Consider the following 19,543-nt stretch of genomic DNA (forward strand, 5'->3'; position numbering starts at 1 on the left):
GGATTTTATGATTATGTGTAAATTATTCCACAATTAAAATACGAGTTGTATTTGTCGCACCTGATTGCAACTCATCACCATGAGTTAATAGCACGGTATCACCACTCATTAAGCTACCTTGCTCTTTTAATAATTGAATTGCTTTTTTAGCACCTTCAATAGAACGGCTATTTTCTTCAAATAGAACAGGTGTTACACCACGGTATAATGCACAACGGCTTAATGCTTTAACATTACGAGAAAGTGCAAAGATTGGTAAACCTGAACTGATACGGCTCATTAAACGAGCAGTGTTACCAGAGCTTGTTAATGCAATAATTGCTGAAACACCTTCCATATGGTTTGCTGCATACATTGCAGACATTGCCACAGATTCTTCTAAATCGCTGAATTTACGATCTAAACGGTGTTTTGAGTTATTTACGTTAGGCATTTTTTCTGCACCAACACACACTTCAGCCATCGCTTTTACCGTTTCTGCTGGGTATTGTCCTGCCGCGGTTTCTGCTGAAAGCATTACTGCATCCGTACCATCTAATACTGCGTTTGCAACGTCCATAACTTCTGCACGAGTTGGCATTGGGTTATTGATCATTGATTCCATCATCTGAGTTGCAGTAATTACAACGCGGTTTAATTGACGTGAACGTTTGATTAAGCGTTTTTGAACACCCACTAATTGAGCATCACCAATTTCAACACCTAAGTCGCCTCGTGCAACCATGATTACATCTGATGCGTTGATAATATCGTCCATTGCTTCTTCTGTTGCAACAGTTTCAGCACGCTCAACTTTAGCAACGATTTTAACATCGTCTAAGCCAGCTTCTTTTGCTAATTCACGTGCGTAGTTTAAATCTGCACTTGAACGTGGGAATGAAACTGCTAAATAATCAACGCCGATTTTTGCTGCTAATTTAATGTCTGCTTTATCTTTTTCAGTTAAAGCATCAGCAGATAAACCACCGCCTAATTTGTTAATACCTTTATTGTTTGAAAGTGGTCCACCGACAGTTACTTCTGTAAATACTTTAGCACCTTCAGTTGAAAGTACTTTTAATTGAACACGGCCGTCATCTAATAATAAGATATCACCAGGAACAACATCTTCTGGTAATGTTTTATAATCTAAACCAACAGCTTCTTTAGTACCTTCGCCACGTGGAAGTTCTGCATCTAATACGAATTTATCACCAATATTTAAGAAAACTTTACTATCTTTAAATGTTGAAACACGGATTTTAGGACCTTGTAAGTCTCCTAAAATTGCAACGTGCTTACCTAATTTTGCAGCGATTTCACGTACTTTTTCAGCACGATCGATATGATCTTCTGGTGAACCGTGAGAAAAGTTCATACGAACCACATTAGCACCTGCTTGAATAATTTTTTCTAAATTATTACCACGTTCGGTTGCTGGTCCCATAGTACAAACAATTTTGGTTCTTCTGATCTTTCTAGACATTTATTTACTCCGTTCTTTACTTAATTTATTATAGAAATTGAAAATCTTTTTTGTGGTTGTGTCCACATAAAACCCAGTGCATTATACACATAATTTTTATTGTTTTATATAAAATTAGGGAGAAAAATATGAATGTTTGGATAATGCGACACGGTGAAGCTGGATTTAATGCCGGTGTTGATCATCAAAGAAGTTTAACTGAATATGGTAAAAAAACAGCAAGATCACAGGGTGAATGGCTAGGCAAACGATTGGCTAATAAAGAGCAACAAATTGATAAAATTATAGTCAGCCCTTTTTTGCGTGCTCAACAAACTTTTGAAGAAGTTTTAAAAGGACTACAAGCGGTTAATTTTGATCAAAAATTTACAAATTCTATACAAGAAAAAGTAGAAAGTTGGGAAGGGGTTACGCCTTACGGCACACCGAATAGCGTATTAGATTATATTCGAGTATTGCGTGAAAGTGGTGTGAAAAACGTACTTATTATTTCTCATTTACCTTTAGTGTATGAATTGGTGTCTTATTTTACGCAACATCAGTCTAAGGTTCATTTCTATCCAGCAGTCATTGCTGAGATCGATTGGACGACGGATAATGGAAAATTGATTATTTCTGAGAAGCCTGAGTAAATAAAAGCAACATTGTTTTGATAAGTTAGGTAGCAGTAATTAGAAGATTCATTTTAACAAATGGGCTGACTGTATGTTGAAAAGTTCAGTCAGCCTGTTTTTAGGTTATATTAAACTGTAGCAGGCAGTTGCCAGTTTATTTCAGTTATGCCTTTTGATCTTAAATATTCATTGGTTTTAGAAAAATGTTTACAGCCAAAGAAACCACGATAGGCAGAAAGTGGCGATGGATGTGGTGCTTTTAAAACACAATGGCGGGTTTGGTCAATAAATTGTCCTTTGCGTTGGGCGTGGCTTCCCCAGAGTAGAAAAACAAGGTTTTCACGTTCATTATTGAGTTTTTCAATTACTTTATCGGTAAATATTTCCCAGCCAATATTTGCGTGAGAATGAGCTTTGCCTTGCTCAACGGTTAAAACCGTATTAAGCATAAAGACACCTTGTTTTGCCCAATCAATTAAATAACCGTGTTGAGGAATTTGAAACCCGTCAATATCATCGGCTAATTCTTTATACATATTAACCAAAGAAGGAGGAGGATCAATATTAGGTTTTACGGAAAAGGCTAAACCGTGTGCTTGATTGATTCCGTGATAAGGATCTTGCCCTAGAATCACAACCTTCACATCTTCAAAATTGGTTAATGAGAATGCACTGAATACTTCATTGTGCGGGGGATAAATCGCTTTTCCTTTTAAACGTTCATTTTTGACAAATTGTAAAATTTCTTGAAAGTAGGGTTGGGATTTTTCACTCCCTATGACATCTGACCAATTTTTCATCTTGTTAAACCTTTGTTAAAGTTGTGTATAAATAAGGTGTTCTGTTAACATTTTCTTGTCATATAATAGCATATAAGCAAAATTTACAAAAATATGGTTAAATTTTCTCGCATTATCTCTCAAAATAAGTAGAATGATAAAATATTTTTTAAAATATCAAATTTTTTTATAAAACACAGGAGTAACTCACTATGATTAAAGGTGTACAAATTACAGAATCTTCAAATAGCAATTTAGTAAATTCTTTTTGGTTATTAGACGAAGAAAAAAATGAAGCACGTTGTTTATGTGCAAAAGGTGATTATGCAGAAGACCAAATTGTTGCATTAAGTGAATTAGGCGAAATCGCATACCGTGAAGTTCAAATGGATGTTGCACCAACTATCAAAGTTGAAGGTGGTCAGCACTTAAATGTAAACGTATTACGTCGTGAAACATTAGAAGACGCAGTAAACAACCCAGAAAAATACCCACAATTAACCATTCGTGTTTCTGGCTACGCAGTACGTTTCAACTCATTAACACCAGAACAACAACGTGATGTAATTACTCGTACTTTCACTGAAAGTCTATAATTACTACTTTATATTAAAAAGCATCTTTCGAGATGCTTTTTTTATGTATGAAAATTATAAAACTCTTCGCTCAACTATTTTTCCATTTTTTATTTCAATCACTTCATCAAATAAATCGCAAACCTCATCAAATTGATGAGTAACCATTAACAAGGTTAAATTATGTTTTTGGCAGATTTCAGCGACAAGTATCTGTAATTCTTGGCGACGCTGTGGATCGAGAGCAGAAAAAGGCTCATCAAGCAGTAAAATTGGTTTGTGTTGTAGCAAGGTTCGGGCTAGAGCGACACGTTGTTTTTGTCCACCTGAAAGTTGTTCGCAAGAACGTTCAAGTAAATCGCCGATTCCCATTTGTTGTGCAATATCGAAAACTTTTTGTTGTTGTACTTCGGGTAGTTTTAGACGAGGAGCAAGCCCTAATCCAATATTTTGGCTTACTGTTAAATGGGGAAAAATATTGTTATCTTGAAAGAGCATTGCAACAGGGCGTTGAGCAACAGAGGTTGTTGTATAATTTTTATTATTCAACCAAATTTCGCCCGTCGTTACTTGTTCAAAGCCTGCAATTAAGTTTAATAACGTACTTTTCCCCGCCCCACTTTCACCAATAATCGCTACTTTTTTTCCTTTTTTGATCTGAAGATCAAAGTGCATAGGCATTTGTGGGTAATCAAAGATTATATCTAGTTTTATCATTGTTCACTCTTATTTTTGTTAATACATAAAAAAGGTAATAAAGCACATAACATTAGGATTAACGCCGTAACAGCAGCATCTTCTGTATGATAACTACCGAGTTGCTGATAAAGTAGGTATGGAAGTGTACTAAAATCAGGCGTTCCGAAAAAAGCAATGATAGAAAAACTACCTAAACTTGCTGACATTGCAAGAGCAAAGGCATTGAGAAGCGGTCGAATTAAATAGGGTTTTTCCACAATCCACCAGCGGTTAAAACCTGTTAAATTTAGGCTATGAGCAAGTTTATCAAAACGAATGAAAGCCTGATACATTGGTGAGAAAATCAGTCTGTAAATATAGGGTAATAACACTAAACCATTACACACTCCCAAAATAAATAATAATTGTAATTTAGTTAATTCAATATCAATGAAGAAGACAAATAATCCAACTGCCAATAAAAATACAGGCAAAATCAGAGGGTAGGTCGTTACCCCCGAAAGTATACTTTGAGCAATTTTTTTGTGTTGAAAGGCGAGTTTTCTTGTTTCTAATGTGATGAGATAAGCAATAGAAATCACACTCAATGATGCAATCAGGCTGATTATCACAGAATAATAAAAGGCGTGCCAAAGCATTGGGTTTAAAAGGCGTTCAATAAAATTCGATACCCTAATTGCTTCCCAAAAGATACTTATAAGCGGTATAAAAATCATAAAAATTTGCAAAAATAGGATTAGTTGCAAAAAGCGTTTAGAGCCAGATGAAAGTGTGGGTATCCAGTGCTGAATTTGAGTTGTGGTTGATTTTGAATGAAAAGCATAGCGAGAGGCGATATCCATCATAAATTGTAAAAATAATCCAATAACTAATTGAATACCAATTAAAATTACCGCTTTTGCAAAATCAAATTCAAAAGTAACCGCTTGATAAATAGCAACTTCTAAGGTGCTATATTTCGGGCTTCCTCCGAGCATTAACACAATGGGAAAACTGGTAAAACAGAGTAAAAATACATAGCTAAACACATAAGGTAGAATGCCTTTAAGTGGTGGAAATTCAACAATTTTAAAATAATGCCAGCGTGTTAAACCAAGTTGTGTTGCAAGTTTATGCTGATTTGGCGAAGTTAAGTTGAGTCCTTCAAGTACATATTTCGTCACAAAAGGAATATTTAAAAATAGGTGAGCAAATAAAATCCCTTGTAAGCCATAAATTGAAAATTTCCATTTTATGCCCCAAAACGCAAAAAATTGGGCGATCCAACCTGAATTTCCCCATACCCCTACAATTGCGAAAATAACAACGACGGCAGGTAGTGACCATACGAAACTAATTATTTTATAAAGGAAGGATTTACCTTTAAACTCTAAATAGAAAAAGGCTCGAGCGAGTAATAAGCCTAAAAAAGTAGAAAGCAGGGCAGAAATTCCAGCTTGGAATAAGCTATATTTTATTATATTGATACTTTCTGAAATTGACCAAAAAGTTGTGTTATTACTAAAAGATATTAAGGCATAAAAACTAATTCCGTATAGTGACAGAATCAGAATATAAATTAACCAAGCAGAATATTTTGTAAAATAATGAGACATAGCCTTAAAAATAAAAATGTAAGCGGTAGGATTTTAACAGTTTTTTGCAATTAAATCTCTTTTCTACTTTTACTAAAAAGATTGGATGTTTACCATTCTAAACATGATTTTTATTTATTCTACAAGATAAACTTTTGTGTTTTTAGGATTTATCTAAAATAATGCTGTTTTTTTATATTGTATTTAACTTATGTTGTTTTATTTTGATTTCGTGTTGTGTTTTTTGTTTTTATATTGAATAATCTTTATCACTAGGCAGGCGTTGGTCTGCTATTTTTATTTTTAGCTTAGAGGTTATTCTTATGAAAAAATCATTTATTTTACAACAACAGGAAATTAGTTTTACTAAAAACACATTTACAGAAAAATTAATTGAGCATTTAGGTATTGTTGAAGTTCAAGGACCTATATTAAGCCAAGTTGGAAATGGTATTCAAGATAATCTCTCTGGTGCTGAAAAAGCGGTTCAAGTGAATGTGAAACAAATTGAAGATGCGACTTTTGAAGTGGTACATTCTTTAGCGAAATGGAAACGCCATACTTTAGCAAGATTTGATTTTGCGGTTGGGGAAGGCTTGTTTGTGCATATGAAAGCATTACGTCCTGATGAAGATAGCTTAGATCAAACTCACTCAGTATTTGTAGATCAATGGGATTGGGAAAAAGTAATTAGCAAAGAGCAACGTAATTTAGATTTCTTAAAACAAACAGTTCGTTCTATCTATCAGGGGCTTTTAGAAACAGCGGAAGCGGTACATCAAAAATTTGGTATTGAGAAATTTTTACCACAAGAAATTACTTTTGTTCAAAGTGAAGAGTTAGTGCAACGTTATCCAAATATGAGCGATAAAGAGCGTGAAAATGCGATTTGTAAAGAATTTGGTGCGGTCTTTTTAATTGGTATTGGTGGCGAGTTATCAGATGGTAAACCACACGATGTACGTGCACCAGATTATGATGACTGGACAACAATTTCAGAAGGGGATTATAAAGGCTTAAATGGAGATATTTTAGTTTGGGATCCTGTTTTAGATCGTGCATTAGAAATTTCATCAATGGGTATTCGTGTTGACGAAGTCGCATTACGTAAACAATTAGCATTAACAAATGATGAAGATCGTTTAAAATTTGATTGGCACCAAGATTTAATCAATGGACGTTTACCTCTTTCAATTGGTGGGGGTATTGGTCAATCAAGACTGGTAATGCTATTGTTACAGAAAAAACATGTTGGTGAAGTGCAATCAAGCGTTTGGCCACAATCTGTACTGAATGAATTCGAACATATTTTATAAATAGATATAGATAAGGCTAAATAATATTTAGCCTTGTTTTTATTTAGTTTTTGAATAAAAAATGATGAGTGTTATATTAAGTATCTTGTAAGAAAGAAAATTTGAGATGGAGCCAAAATGGCTTTTTTTATAAAAAATTACTATTTTTCACTATAAATTTTGATCTAATTAAAGATTTTTAAATATTTTTGAATGTTTTTTTTCTTTATTTATAGTAAAGTTATAGGGTTTTAACAAACAAAGTCAAAGCATATTTTATTGTTTTGATAATAAATGAGGATTTATTATGTATTCAAAAGATGTAAAAATTATTGGGGCTAATGGCTTACATACTCGTCCAGCTGCTGAATTTGTAAAAGCAGCAAAGGGTTTTGAGTCAAAAATTGAAGTAACTGCGGCGGGTAAAACTGCAAGTGCTAAAAGTTTATTCAAACTTCAAACATTAGGATTAACTCAAGGAACTGTGATTACTATCTCTGCGGAAGGCGAAGATGAGCAAAAAGCAGTAGATTTCTTAGTGGAATTAGTTCCTACTTTAGAATAATTTTTCTATTTAAAAAACAGCTTTCTGGAAACAGAAAGTTGTTTTGTTATATTTAAACATAAAGGATACATTATGATTTCAGGTATCGCAGCCTCTCCAGGCGTTGTATTTGGTAAAGCACTTGTTTTAAAAGAAGAACCAATCGTTCTTAATACACACAAAATTTTAGCTGATCAAGTTGAAGCGGAAAAAGCGAAGTTTTTTGAAGGTCGTGATAAAGCTGCGGCACAATTAACAGCAATTAAAGAGAAAGCAAGACGCACACTTGGTGAAGAAAAAGAAGCAATCTTTGAAGGTCACTTGATGATCTTAGAAGATGAAGAGCTTGAAGAAGAAATTTTAGCTTATTTAGAAGAAAATCTTGTTACAGCAGATGTTGCAACAAGTAAAATCATTGATATGCAAGTCTCAATGCTTGCGGATCTTGATGACGAATATCTAAAAGAGCGTGCGGGAGATATTAGCGATATCGGTAACCGTTTGTTACGTAATATTTTAGGTATGAATATTGTCGATCTAGGTGATATTCAAGAAGAAGTAATCCTAGTTGCTTACGACTTAACGCCATCTGAAACAGCTCAATTAAACCTTGATAAAGTACTTGGTTTCATCACTGATATTGGGGGACGTACATCTCACACCTCAATTATGGCTCGTTCATTAGAATTACCTGCAATCGTTGGAACAAATAACATTACCTCTTTGGTGAAAACTGGCGATATGTTAATTCTTGATGCGGAAAATAATGCCGTACATATCAATCCAGAAAATGAAACGATTGAGCAATTTAAAGCATTAAAAGCAAAAGTTGAAGCAGAGAAAGCAGAATTAGCAAAATTAAAAGATTTACCTGCACAAACTTTAGATGGTCATCATATTGAAGTCGCTTCAAATATTGGGACTATCCGTGATGTTGATGGTGCATTACGCAATGGTGCAGAAGCGATAGGTTTATATCGTACTGAATTCCTATTTATGGATCGTTCAGCTCTTCCAACAGAGCAAGAGCAATTTGAAGCTTATAAAGAAATTGTAGAAGCAATGGACGGTAAGCGAGTTATTTTACGTACGATGGATATCGGTGGCGATAAAGAATTGCCATATATGAATTTCCCGAAAGAAATGAAGCCATTCTTGGGATGGCGTGCAGTGCGTATTGGTTTAACGGCAGAATACAGCCACATTTTAAAAGATCAATTACGTGCGGTATTACGTGCTTCTGCCTTTGGTAAACTAGCGGTAATGTTCCCAATGATCATTTCTGTTGAAGAAATTCGTATCTTAAAAGGCTTAATTGAAGAATTTAAAGCTGAATTACGTGCTGAAGGGATTGCATTTGATGAAAATCTTGAAATTGGTGTAATGGTTGAAACACCATCAGCGGCAATGAATGCACGTCATTTGGCGAAAGAAGTGGACTTCTTCAGTATTGGTACTAATGACTTAACACAATATACCTTAGCAGTGGATCGTGGTAATGAATATATCGCACATCTTTACAATCCATTAGCGCCATCAGTATTAAATGTAATCAAACAAGTGATTGATGCATCTCACGCAGAAGGTAAATGGACGGGTATGTGTGGTGAGCTTGCAGGTGATGAACGTGCGGCTGCGTTGTTATTAGGTATGGGATTGGATGAGTTTAGTATGAGTGCAATTTCAATGCCACGCATTAAAAAATTAGTGCGTAATATGAATTTTGCTGATGCAAAAGCTTTAGCTGATAAAGCACTTGATTGTCCAACAGCACAAGAAATCGAACAGCTTGTTGACGATTTTTATGAAAAATTGAACTAAATACTTACAAATATTCTATTTTTGTATAGAATATAGGAGAGTTTTCAGTTTTAAGTCCCAACATACAGGAGATTAAGTTATGGGTTTATTAGATAAATTATTTGGTTCAAAAAAACCAGAAACAAAAGAAGTAAAAATTTATGCACCACTTACAGGGGAAATTGTAAGCCTTGAAGATGTGCCAGATGTTGTTTTTTCTGAAAAAATCGTAGGTGATGGCGTTGCAATTCGTCCAGCTGGCGATACATTAGTTGCACCTGTAAATGGTACAATTGGTAAAATTTTTGAAACTAACCACGCATTTTCTATTGAATCAGAAGAAGGTGTTGAATTATTTGTTCACTTTGGTGTAGATACTGTTGAATTAAAAGGCGAAGGCTTTACTCGTATCGCAACAGAAGGTCAAAAAGTAAAAGTTGGTGAACCTATCATCAAATACGATTTAGCAGTATTAGAAGAAAAAGCAAAATCAGTATTAACACCAGTTGTAATTTCAAATATGGACGAAATCAGCAACTTAGTGAAAAAATCAGGTTCTGTTGTTGAAGGCGAAACAGTTGTTTTAACTTTAACTAAGTAATTTACTGATTATTAAAAAAATTATAAACCACAGTTTAGGCTGTGGTTTTTGTCTTTTAAATTGGAATGTATGAGCGTATTATATACGCTCATAAATATACTAAATTACATTGAAATTAGCACTATGATTTGTAGGGGAGTATTAGTAAACGTAGTTTACGTATATGCTCCCGAATGCACAGAATAAAATATTTTGAAAATTATTCATTTTATTTGACCGCTATCTTTTAGATATTATAGTGTTTTAGACTATTTTATATCGAGCAACGGGCGAATATATGCAAGCAAGCTTGTTAATGTCGCCCCTACGATTCAAATAACTATTTGTGTAAATCCCTAATACTAATTTCAATTTAATTCACTCTAACATTTTAGATATATCAAAAGCGTATGTGATATATTTCTACATAGGAAATAAAATGAATCATCAATCTTACCCAAAACCAAGTTATGCACAAAAATTAAAAATTGCGGTGCATTATATTTTGCCACAGCTGGCACTTACTCAAATTGCAGGTTGGTTTGCAGAAAAAAAATGGGGCGTGGTAACCCATAGCATTATCAATTTATTTGCAAAATTTTATGAGATTAACTTATCCGAAGCAGAAAAAGAAAAGCCACAGGATTACGCGTCTTTTAACGAGTTTTTTATTCGTCCATTAAAAGCGGATGCTCGTCCTATTATTGAAGAGCAAAATGCACTTTGCTTCCCTGCTGATGGTAAAGTAAGCCAATTAGGACAAATCAAAGATAACCAATTATTGCAAGCAAAAGGGCATAATTTCACCCTAGAAACATTACTTGCTAACGATAACGAATTGGTTGAAAAATTCCGTGATGGAGACTTTATTACCACTTATTTATCGCCACAGGATTATCACCGTGTGCATATGCCGTGCGATGGCGTATTGCGTAAAATGATTTATGTACCAGGTGAGCTTTTCTCTGTAAATCCATTTTTAGCAGAGCATATCCCGAATTTATTTGCACGTAATGAACGCGTTATTTGTGAATTTGATACTGAATTTGGTTCAATGGTGCAAATTCTTGTTGGGGCAACGATCACGGCAAGTATGAGTACGGTCTGGGCGGGCGTTATCAATCCACCACGCTCAAAAGAAGTGAAAGTATGGGAATATGCAACAGAGGGTGAAGAGGCAATTTCATTGAAAAAAGGACAAGAAATGGGTGCATTCCGTTTAGGTTCAACGGTAATCAACCTATTCCCACAATATAAAATTGAATTAGAAAAAACGCTTGAAGCGGGCAGTGTTACTAGAATGGGTAAACAGCTCGGTACACAGCTATAATGTTAATCAAGCGGTAATATTTTGAACATAATTTGCAAATTTTAGTCAAAATATTACCGCTATTTCTTACAAAAAATTTAACTGGTTTGAGCTTTGGTTTTTTTATCGTAAAAAGACAAGGATTTATTTTATAATACTGGCTCAAATCCAACGTTCTCAGCATAAAACAAAGGAACAGAAAAAATGACAAATTTTGCAATGGTTTTTCCCGGACAAGGTTCACAATCAATCGGTATGCTAAGCGATTTAGCAACACAATTTCCAATTGTAGAAGAGACTTTTAAAGAAGCATCACAAGTATTGGGTTATGATTTATGGGATCTTGTTCAAAATGGTTCAGCAGAACAATTAAATGAAACGCATCGCACTCAGCCTGCACTTTTAACGAGCTCAGTGGCGATTTTCCGTGTATGGCAACAGCAATATCCTGACTTACAGCCAAGCGTAATGGCAGGGCATAGTTTAGGGGAATATTCAGCATTAGTGTGTGCAGGTGTGATTCCTTTTAAAGACGCGGTGAAATTAGTGGAATTACGTGGTCAGTTTATGCAAGAAGCCGTGCCAGCGGGTACAGGGGCAATGTATGCAATTATTGGCTTAGAAAATGATGCTATCATCAAGGCTTGTGAACAGGCTCAAAGTGAATCTGCTCAAGGCGAAGTGGTTTCAGCAGTAAACTTTAACTCTGTTGGACAAGTTGTGATTGCTGGCTCAAAAGACGCTGTGGCAAAAGCGGCTGAGTTATGTAAAGAAGCAGGTGCAAAACGAGCGTTGCCATTAGCAGTAAGCGTACCTTCACATTGTGCGTTAATGAAACCAGCAGCGGATAAATTAGCGGAAGAATTAGTAAAAATTGAATTTTCAGCACCACAAATTCCCGTGATCAATAATGTGAATGTTGCCGTTGAAACGAATGTGGCAAATATTCGTTTAGCGTTAATTGAGCAACTTTATAGCCCTGTACGTTGGACTGAAACCGTTGAAAAAATGGCTCAGCAAGGCGTGGAAACTTTATATGAAATGGGACCAAATAAAGTCTTAACAGGCTTAGCAAAACGTATCGTTAAAAGCTTAAATGCACAGGCAGTGAATGATATTGCTTCATTAGAAGCGGTTAAAAAATAATAAGGATTTACAAAAATGACAAAAAAAATAGCATTAGTTACAGGGGCAACCCGTGGTATTGGGCGTGCGATTGCACAAGAATTAGTGGCAAAAGGACACTTCGTGATCGGCACAGCAACGTCTGAAAATGGAGCAAACTCAATTTCGGATTATTTAGGTGAAGATGGTAAAGGCTTAGTGCTAAATGTAGCGGACGCTGAATCTATTGAAGCCGTGTTAAAACAAATTAAAACCGAGTTTGGCGATATTGAAATTTTGGTTAATAACGCAGGGATCACGCGTGATAACTTGTTAATGCGAATGAAAGATGATGAGTGGTTTGACATTATGCAAACCAACTTAACCTCCGTATTCCGTTTATCAAAAGCAGTATTACGTGCGATGATGAAAAAACGTTTTGGACGTATTATCACCATAGGTTCAGTAGTTGGGGCTATGGGGAATCCTGGTCAAACCAACTATTGTGCAGCAAAAGCGGGCTTGGTCGGTTTTTCAAAATCATTAGCCAAAGAAGTGGCAGCACGTGGTATTACCGTAAACGTCGTTGCTCCAGGTTTTATCGCCACAGATATGACGGATGAGCTTAATGAAGAGCAAAAAAATGCTATTTTAAGTCAAATCCCAGCAGGTCAATTAGGGCAAGCTCAAGACATCGCCAAAGCGGTAAGTTTCTTAGCTTCAGAAGACGCAGGTTACATCACTGGGGAAACCTTGAATGTAAACGGCGGTTTATATATGAGCTAATCATCAAATTCTGATTGATTAGGGTAGGGGCGGATTGAATGAGCAAAGCGAATGAAATATCCGCCCGTTTTTTATCAATAAACTGTTCGGGAGCATATACGTAAACAAGCTTTCTAATGCTCCTCTACATTTTCATCATTATGTTTTTATAAAATACAATGCTTTCTCAATTTCAACAGCAATTACAACAACTTATCACACCTTCACAAAAGCTTCTTGTCGCACTAAGTGGTGGCGTGGATTCTGTTGTGCTGTTAGATTTACTTTGTAAAACATACAATAAATCTACACTGAGAGCGATCTATGTTCATCACGGTTTAAGTAAAAATGCTGATAGCTGGGCGGATTTTTGTCAGCAACTTTGCGATCAATATGGCATTGAATTAGTCATCAAAAAAGTCACCGTTGATGGGATAAAAAACATTGAGAACAGTGCGAGAACCGCACGCTATCAAGCAATCCGAGAAACCATTTTAAGTGATGAAATGTTGGTGACGGCACATCATTTAGACGATCAAACGGAAACCTTTTTTCTTGCATTAAAGCGTGGCAGTGGTTTAAATGGGCTGTCTGCAATGCAACAAATCAGTCACTCGCACGGTTTTGCCTTATTACGCCCATTACTTGCATTTTCTAAGCAAAATATCACCGCTTATGCAAAGCAAAATCAGCTAAAATGGATTGAAGATGAGAGTAATCAGAACACCCATTTTGACCGTAATTTTTTACGCCAAGAAATTCTGCCATTACTAAATCAACGCTGGCAACACTTTGCTAAAATGGTATCTCGCAGTGCGAAACATTGTGAAAATCAGCAATTATTATTAGCAGAATTGCTCAATGATGAATTGTATAAATGGGGGGATTTTGCAAAAAAATCCTTAAATATCACCGCTTTCTCACAATTTTCAATCTTAAAACAACAACAATTATTACGTTTGTGGTTAGAAAAATGTGGGGTAGTCACACCAACGATGGTACAGCTTGATCAGTTGCTTAATTTTGTTCACGCTAAGAATGATAAAAATCCCCAATTAAAATTGGGAAAACATATTATTCGTCGTTATCAATCTCAACTTTTTATCACCGATGAACTAATTGAAATCTCGCCATTTTCTGTGGAAATCAAACCAGCTCAAAGGATCATTTTGCCAAATAATCTCGCTGAAATCACTCATTTAGGTGAGCAGATTTTTTGCAAATTTTCACAAAAAAATGACCGCTTCAATTTACCCGAAGAACTGAAAAATCAGCCTTTAACGATAAAGTTAGGTTGCACGGGAAAAGTGAAAATTTATGGTAAATCACAGCGTGAAGAAATGAAAAAAATTTGGCAACACCATCAAATTCCCACTTGGTTACGTTCTCAAACGCCTGTAGTTTTTTGGCAAGAACAGTTGATCACTCTATTAAATTAAAAATATAACATATTGTTATATAATCATTTTTTATAAATAAAATGTTTGTTTCCGAATTCAAGGATGATAAATATAAATTTATTGTTGCTTCCAAAACTATACTGGGGTATAGTATAAAGGATTGATGAGGGATAAATAATGCCAAGTACACCAGAAGAAAAAAAGAAAGCACTTACACGCGTAAGACGTATTAAAGGGCAATTAAATGCATTAGAACTTGCATTAGAAAATGAAGTTGAGTGTAAAGCTATTTTACAACAAGTTGCGGCTATTCGTGGTGCAACAAATGGTTTAATGGCTGAAATTTTAGAAAGCCATATGCGTGAAACGTTTAATTTAGATGAAAGTTATGATGCAAAAGTAAATGAATCTGTGAATAATGCGATTACATTAGTTCGATCGTATCTTAAATAATAAAATTACAAAAGGAGTAATTATGAAATCTCGTGCCGCTGTTGCTTTTGCACCAAATCAACCATTAGAGATTGTTGAAATTGATGTTGCACCACCAAAGAAAGGGGAAGTGTTAATTAGAAATACTCATACTGGCGTATGTCATACTGATGCTTTTACCTTATCGGGTAATGATCCAGAAGGCGTTTTTCCTGTTGTTTTAGGACACGAAGGTGCGGGGATTGTTGTTGAAGTTGGTGAGGGAGTGACAAGTGTTTCCGTAGGGGATCACGTTATTCCTCTTTATACGGCAGAATGTGGTGAATGTGAATTTTGTCAATCTGGAAAAACGAATCTTTGCGTGGCAGTGCGTGATACACAAGGTAAAGGTTTAATGCCAGATGGGACGACTCGTTTTTCTTATAACGGGCAACCAATTTATCACTATATGGGGTGTTCAACATTCAGTGAATATTCAGTTGTTGCAGAAGTATCATTAGCAAAAATTAACCCAGAAGCGAATCACGAACACGTTTGTTTATTAGGTTGTGGTGTGACAACAGGAATTGGTGCGGTGCATAATACGGCAAAAGTACAAGAAGGCGATTCAGTTGCGGTATGGGGATTAGGAGCGATTGGTTTAGCTGTTATTCAAGGGGCGAAACAAGCTAAAGCAGGACGTATTATTGCTATCGATACGAATCCAGCTAAGTTTGAATTAGCGAAAGAATTCGGTGCGACGGATTGTTTTAATCCAAAAGATTATGATAAGCCAATGAAAGATGTTCTATTTGAGAAAGTGAATAAATGGGGTATTGATCATACTTTTGAATGTATCGGTAATGTGAATGTAATGCGTGAAGCACTTGAAGCGGCTCATCGAGGTTGGGGACAATCTATCGTAATTGGTGTCGCGGGTGCGGGGCAAGAGATTGCAACGCGTCCATTCCAGTTAGTGACAGGACGTGCGTGGCGTGGTTCTGCATTTGGTGGGGTGAAAGGGCGTAGTCAATTGCCAAATATTGTTGAAGATGCAATGAAAGGCGAAATTAAATTAAAGCCTTTTGTGACACATACGATGAAACTTGAGCAAATCAACGAAGCTTTTGAGCTAATGCACGAAGGAAAATCCATTCGTACGGTGATTAACTATTAAGAGATAAACTTAGGCAACGGTAATGTTGTCTAAATTATTTTTAATAAAGCGAAGGATATAAAAATGGAAAAAGTAGAAAGTTATTATCTTTATGGTGGCTGGCAAGAAGTATGGTCACATTCATCTGAAACATTAGATTGCTCAATGAAATTTGCAATTTATTTGCCTGAACAAGCCAAAGAAAAAAAATTACCGGTATTATATTATTTATCGGGTTTAACCTGCACAGAACAAAATGTAATGACCAAGTCGGGTATTCAGCGTTACGCGTCAGAGCAGGGCGTAATTATTGTGATGCCTGATACGAGTCCACGTGGTGAGCAGGTGGCAGATAGCCCTGATTATGATTTAGGTCAAGGTGCGGGATTTTATGTCAATGCGACTCAATCTCCGTGGAATAAACATTATCAAATGTACCATTATATTCTCAATGAGTTACCTCATTTAATTGAAAATAATTTTCCTGTAACAGGGAAAAAATCAATTATGGGGCATTCAATGGGCGGGCATGGTGCATTGGTATTGGCGTTAAAAAATCCTGAAAAATATGTGAGTGTTTCTGCTTTCTCGCCGATAGTGTCTCCAAGTTCAGTTGCGTGGGGAGAAAAAGCGTTTGGGCATTATTTAGGGGAAAATAAACAAGATTGGAAAAAATATGATGCAGTAAATTTGATTTTAGAGGGAAATAGCGTAGAGCATATTCTTGTGGATCAAGGGCTTGCGGATAATTTTTATCAATCGCAACTTAAAACAGAATTGCTAGAAAATGCGTGTAAACAAATGAATGTAAACATTGATGTTCGTTACCATCAAAATTACGATCATAGTTATTATTTTATTGCGTCATTTATCGAAGATCACGTTCGATATCATTCTGAAAGATTGAATGCGAGCTTATCACAATAACAAGATTATCTTTTTAATTGAAGCGGTCAGATTTTTTTTAAATTTTGCAAATTTTTTATAAAATCTGACCGCTTCTTTTCTTTCAAAATTTATATAGTTTAATAAATTAAATAATAAAATGAAAAAACTAATATTATTCGTCTTATTACAGGCTCTAATTTTTATATCATTACCTGTAAATGCGAAGCCATTTCGTTCGTTGCAATGTAAAATTGTTGGCGTTTCAGATGGCGATACAGTACGTTGTTTATACAATAATAAGCCGTTGAAAGTCCGTTTACTTTATATTGATGCTCCAGAATCTTCTCAGCCATTTGGTAAGAAATCAATGCAATTACTGTCACGTTTAGTATTCAAAAAATATGTCACCTTAAAAATACAAGGCTACGATCGTTATAATCGTGTGCTAGGGGTAATTTATGATAAAAATCTTAATGTGAATTTAAAAATGGTACAGGCAGGACTTGCGTGGGCGTACCGTTATAATTCTCAAGATATTTATCGCAATGCTCAACAAAAGGCGAAATCTCACGGTTTAGGTTTATGGCGAGATAAGTCGCCAATAGAGCCTTATGAATGGCGTAAAAGTCAAAAACTAAGACATCAAAATACGAAGAAAACACGAGCAAACTCTTTAAAAAATGGTGCTGTGAATTGTAAACACCGTTTAAGTTGTAAAAAAATATCAAGCTATAACCTAGCGGTTCAATATTTTCATCAATGTGCTTGGGGGAAGCATTTAGACGGAAATAATGATGGTATTCCTTGTAATAAGTTATATCGTAAATAAAAATAAAGAATTTAAAAGAAAAAGGCTAAGTTTGAGGTAAAACTTAGCCTTAATAAATCAATCAGTTAACGATTATTTATGTTTAGCAGGAAGACCATTTGCTTTGAAATAAGGCACTTCTGCACGTGGTAATGGCTCAATGCCACGAATATGATCGGCGATTTTCTCTGCCATCATAATGGTTGGGGCATTTAAGTTACCAGTGGTGATAATCGGCATTATTGATGCATCAACCACACGTAAATGTTCTACACCGTGTACTCGTCCAAAATTATCTACTACGGCATCTTCGCCAGAACCCATTTTGTTACTGCACGATGGGTGGAAGGCGGTTTCTGCGTGTTCACGAATAAATTTATCCAATTCTTCATCGCTTTGACACTCAATGCCTGGTGAAAGCTCTTTGCCCACATAAGGTTTTAGTGCGTCTTGGGTGAAAATATCACGCGTAATGCGAATTGCTGCACGGAACTCTTCCCAGTCTTGCTCTGTTGCCATATAGTTAAACAGAATGCTTGGATATTCGTATGGATCTCTTGATTTAATTCTGACTCGTCCACGACTTGGCGAACGCATTGAACCCACGTGGGCTTGGAAGCCGTGACTTTCAATGGCATTTGAGCCGTCATAATTTACTGCAATCGGTAAGAAGTGATATTGTAAATTTGGCCATTCAAAGCGTTCATCAGAACGGATAAAGCCCCCCGCTTCAAACTGGTTACTTGCTCCTAAGCCTGTGCCTTTAAACATCCACTCTGCACCGATCATTGCTTGATTGTGTAATTTCAAACTTGGGGCAATACTTACTGGTTTAGTACATTCAAACTGAACATAAAGTTCTAAGTGGTCTTGTAAGTTTTCGCCCACCCCTTTTAATTCGTGAACCAGTGGAATGTCTAATTCTTTTAAAAGTTCTGCATTACCGATACCCGAACGTTGCAAAATGGTTGGTGATGCAATCGCACCAGAGCAAAGTAGTACTTCTTTTTTCGCAGATGCTTTAATGCTCTGATCTGCTTTCAAATAGCACACACCAACTGCTTTTTTACCTTCAAATAAGATACGATCTGTGGTGGCATCGGTTACAATCACTAAATTTTCTCTCGCTCTGACTTCATCAGACAAATAGCCACGAGCCGTACTACAACGACGACCATTTGGGCTGACGGTACGATCCATTGGTCCAAAACCCTCTTGTTGATAGCCGTTTAAATCTTCCGTTCTTGGATAGCCTGCTTGCACGCCTGCTTCGACCATTGCGTGGAATAACTCATTGTTTCCTGTTTTAGGCGTAGTGACGTGCAACGGTCCATTATCACCGTGATAATCATTACCACCAATATCGCGTGTTTCTGCTTTTTTGAAATAAGGTAAACAGTCTAGGTATGTCCAGTTAGCTAATAATGGATCTTGCTTAGCCCAGTTATCATAGTCCATCGCATTACCACGAATGTAACACATACCGTTAATCAACGATGAACCACCAAGCCCTTTACCACGTCCACATTGCATACGGCGGTTATTCATATGTGGCTCAGGATCTGTTTCATAACCCCAGTTATAGCGTTTAGTTTGGATAGGAAAAGCTAAAGCTGCTGGCATTTGAGTACGCCAGTCTAAGCGATAATCTGGGCCGCCCGCTTCTAATAATAAGACGTTCGTTTCTTTGTCTTCACTTAAACGAGCCGCCAATACACCACCAGCAGATCCCGCACCAATAATAATATAATCAAATTCTCTCATTGTGTTCTCCTTT

Annotated in this window: 19 protein-coding genes; 14 read left to right on the forward strand and 5 right to left on the reverse strand. The window is 36.0% G+C overall.

Features of this window, described 5'->3' with window-relative positions; translation table 11 throughout:
* Positions 1-22 precede the first annotated feature (22 nt).
* Positions 23-1,465: a pyruvate kinase gene (gene pyk / locus DYE60_RS00620; protein WP_115314707.1), complete on the reverse strand. Its 1,443-nt coding sequence runs from the start codon at positions 1,463-1,465 to the stop codon at positions 23-25.
* Positions 1,466-1,593: 128 nt separating this feature from the next.
* On the opposite strand from pyk, the gene sixA reads away from it, so the two are divergent.
* Positions 1,594-2,097, forward strand: a complete 504-nt coding sequence (sixA, locus tag DYE60_RS00625) for a phosphohistidine phosphatase SixA (RefSeq protein WP_115314708.1) — start codon at positions 1,594-1,596, stop codon at positions 2,095-2,097.
* 110 nt (positions 2,098-2,207) lie between these two features.
* Here sixA and ung read toward each other — a convergent pair whose 3' ends face one another.
* Positions 2,208-2,879 (reverse strand): uracil-DNA glycosylase, encoded by a 672-nt coding sequence (ung, locus tag DYE60_RS00630; RefSeq protein WP_115314709.1) that lies wholly within the window; start codon positions 2,877-2,879, stop codon positions 2,208-2,210.
* A gap of 191 nt (positions 2,880-3,070) precedes the next feature.
* Here ung and grcA point away from each other — a divergent pair, with 191 nt between their 5' ends.
* Positions 3,071-3,454: an autonomous glycyl radical cofactor GrcA gene (gene grcA / locus DYE60_RS00635; RefSeq protein ID WP_115314710.1), complete on the forward strand. Its 384-nt coding sequence runs from the start codon at positions 3,071-3,073 to the stop codon at positions 3,452-3,454.
* Between the two features lie 54 nt (positions 3,455-3,508).
* Here grcA and thiQ read toward each other — a convergent pair whose 3' ends face one another.
* Positions 3,509-4,150: a thiamine ABC transporter ATP-binding protein gene (gene thiQ, locus DYE60_RS00640; RefSeq protein WP_115314711.1), complete on the reverse strand. Its 642-nt coding sequence runs from the start codon at positions 4,148-4,150 to the stop codon at positions 3,509-3,511.
* Entirely contained in the window at positions 4,147-5,727 is a 1,581-nt protein-coding gene (gene thiP, locus DYE60_RS00645) for a thiamine/thiamine pyrophosphate ABC transporter permease (RefSeq protein ID WP_115314712.1), read from the reverse strand. Before thiP ends, thiQ begins: the two co-directional genes overlap by 4 nt.
* Positions 5,728-6,029: 302 nt before the next feature.
* Here thiP and asnA point away from each other — a divergent pair, with 302 nt between their 5' ends.
* From asnA to DYE60_RS00705, 12 genes are all read left to right on the forward strand, one after another.
* The gene (gene asnA, locus DYE60_RS00650) at positions 6,030-7,022 is read left to right on the forward strand and encodes an aspartate--ammonia ligase (protein ID WP_115314713.1); all 993 of its coding nucleotides are present in this window, start codon (positions 6,030-6,032) and stop codon (positions 7,020-7,022) included.
* Between the two features lie 286 nt (positions 7,023-7,308).
* Positions 7,309-7,566, forward strand: a complete 258-nt coding sequence (locus tag DYE60_RS00655) for an HPr family phosphocarrier protein (protein WP_115314714.1) — start codon at positions 7,309-7,311, stop codon at positions 7,564-7,566.
* A gap of 72 nt (positions 7,567-7,638) precedes the next feature.
* A complete protein-coding gene (ptsI, locus tag DYE60_RS00660; RefSeq protein ID WP_115314715.1) occupies positions 7,639-9,366 on the forward strand; it encodes a phosphoenolpyruvate-protein phosphotransferase PtsI in 1,728 nt (575 codons plus the stop codon).
* Positions 9,367-9,445: 79 nt separating this feature from the next.
* Positions 9,446-9,946, forward strand: coding sequence for a PTS glucose transporter subunit IIA (gene crr / locus DYE60_RS00665; RefSeq protein ID WP_115314716.1), 501 nt, complete (start codon positions 9,446-9,448; stop codon positions 9,944-9,946).
* Positions 9,947-10,364: 418 nt separating this feature from the next.
* Positions 10,365-11,255: an archaetidylserine decarboxylase gene (gene asd / locus DYE60_RS00670; RefSeq protein WP_115314717.1), complete on the forward strand. Its 891-nt coding sequence runs from the start codon at positions 10,365-10,367 to the stop codon at positions 11,253-11,255.
* 183 nt (positions 11,256-11,438) lie between these two features.
* On the forward strand, positions 11,439-12,380 hold the full coding sequence (fabD, locus tag DYE60_RS00675; protein WP_115314718.1) for an ACP S-malonyltransferase: 942 nt from the start codon (positions 11,439-11,441) through the stop codon (positions 12,378-12,380).
* A 15-nt stretch (positions 12,381-12,395) separates the two neighbouring features.
* Positions 12,396-13,124 carry a 3-oxoacyl-ACP reductase FabG gene (fabG, locus tag DYE60_RS00680; protein ID WP_115314719.1) on the forward strand — a complete coding sequence of 243 codons (729 nt, stop codon included), beginning with the start codon at positions 12,396-12,398 and terminating at the stop codon, positions 13,122-13,124.
* A gap of 158 nt (positions 13,125-13,282) precedes the next feature.
* Positions 13,283-14,542 carry a tRNA lysidine(34) synthetase TilS gene (gene tilS, locus DYE60_RS00685; protein ID WP_115314720.1) on the forward strand — a complete coding sequence of 420 codons (1,260 nt, stop codon included), beginning with the start codon at positions 13,283-13,285 and terminating at the stop codon, positions 14,540-14,542.
* Between the two features lie 138 nt (positions 14,543-14,680).
* Positions 14,681-14,956: a formaldehyde-responsive transcriptional repressor FrmR gene (frmR, locus tag DYE60_RS00690; protein WP_115314721.1), complete on the forward strand. Its 276-nt coding sequence runs from the start codon at positions 14,681-14,683 to the stop codon at positions 14,954-14,956.
* Positions 14,957-14,978: 22 nt separating this feature from the next.
* The gene (locus DYE60_RS00695) at positions 14,979-16,091 is read left to right on the forward strand and encodes an S-(hydroxymethyl)glutathione dehydrogenase/class III alcohol dehydrogenase (protein WP_115314722.1); all 1,113 of its coding nucleotides are present in this window, start codon (positions 14,979-14,981) and stop codon (positions 16,089-16,091) included.
* 63 nt (positions 16,092-16,154) lie between these two features.
* Entirely contained in the window at positions 16,155-16,997 is an 843-nt protein-coding gene (gene fghA / locus DYE60_RS00700; RefSeq protein WP_115314723.1) for an S-formylglutathione hydrolase, read from the forward strand.
* A gap of 118 nt (positions 16,998-17,115) precedes the next feature.
* Positions 17,116-17,787, forward strand: a complete 672-nt coding sequence (locus tag DYE60_RS00705; protein ID WP_115314724.1) for a thermonuclease family protein — start codon at positions 17,116-17,118, stop codon at positions 17,785-17,787.
* A 72-nt stretch (positions 17,788-17,859) separates the two neighbouring features.
* On the opposite strand, the gene betA is transcribed toward DYE60_RS00705, so the two are convergent.
* On the reverse strand, positions 17,860-19,530 hold the full coding sequence (gene betA / locus DYE60_RS00710; protein ID WP_115314725.1) for a choline dehydrogenase: 1,671 nt from the start codon (positions 19,528-19,530) through the stop codon (positions 17,860-17,862).
* Positions 19,531-19,543 lie beyond the last annotated feature (13 nt).

It is taken from the genome of Phocoenobacter uteri (genome assembly GCF_900454895.1).
GTDB lineage: Bacteria > Pseudomonadota > Gammaproteobacteria > Enterobacterales > Pasteurellaceae > Phocoenobacter > Phocoenobacter uteri.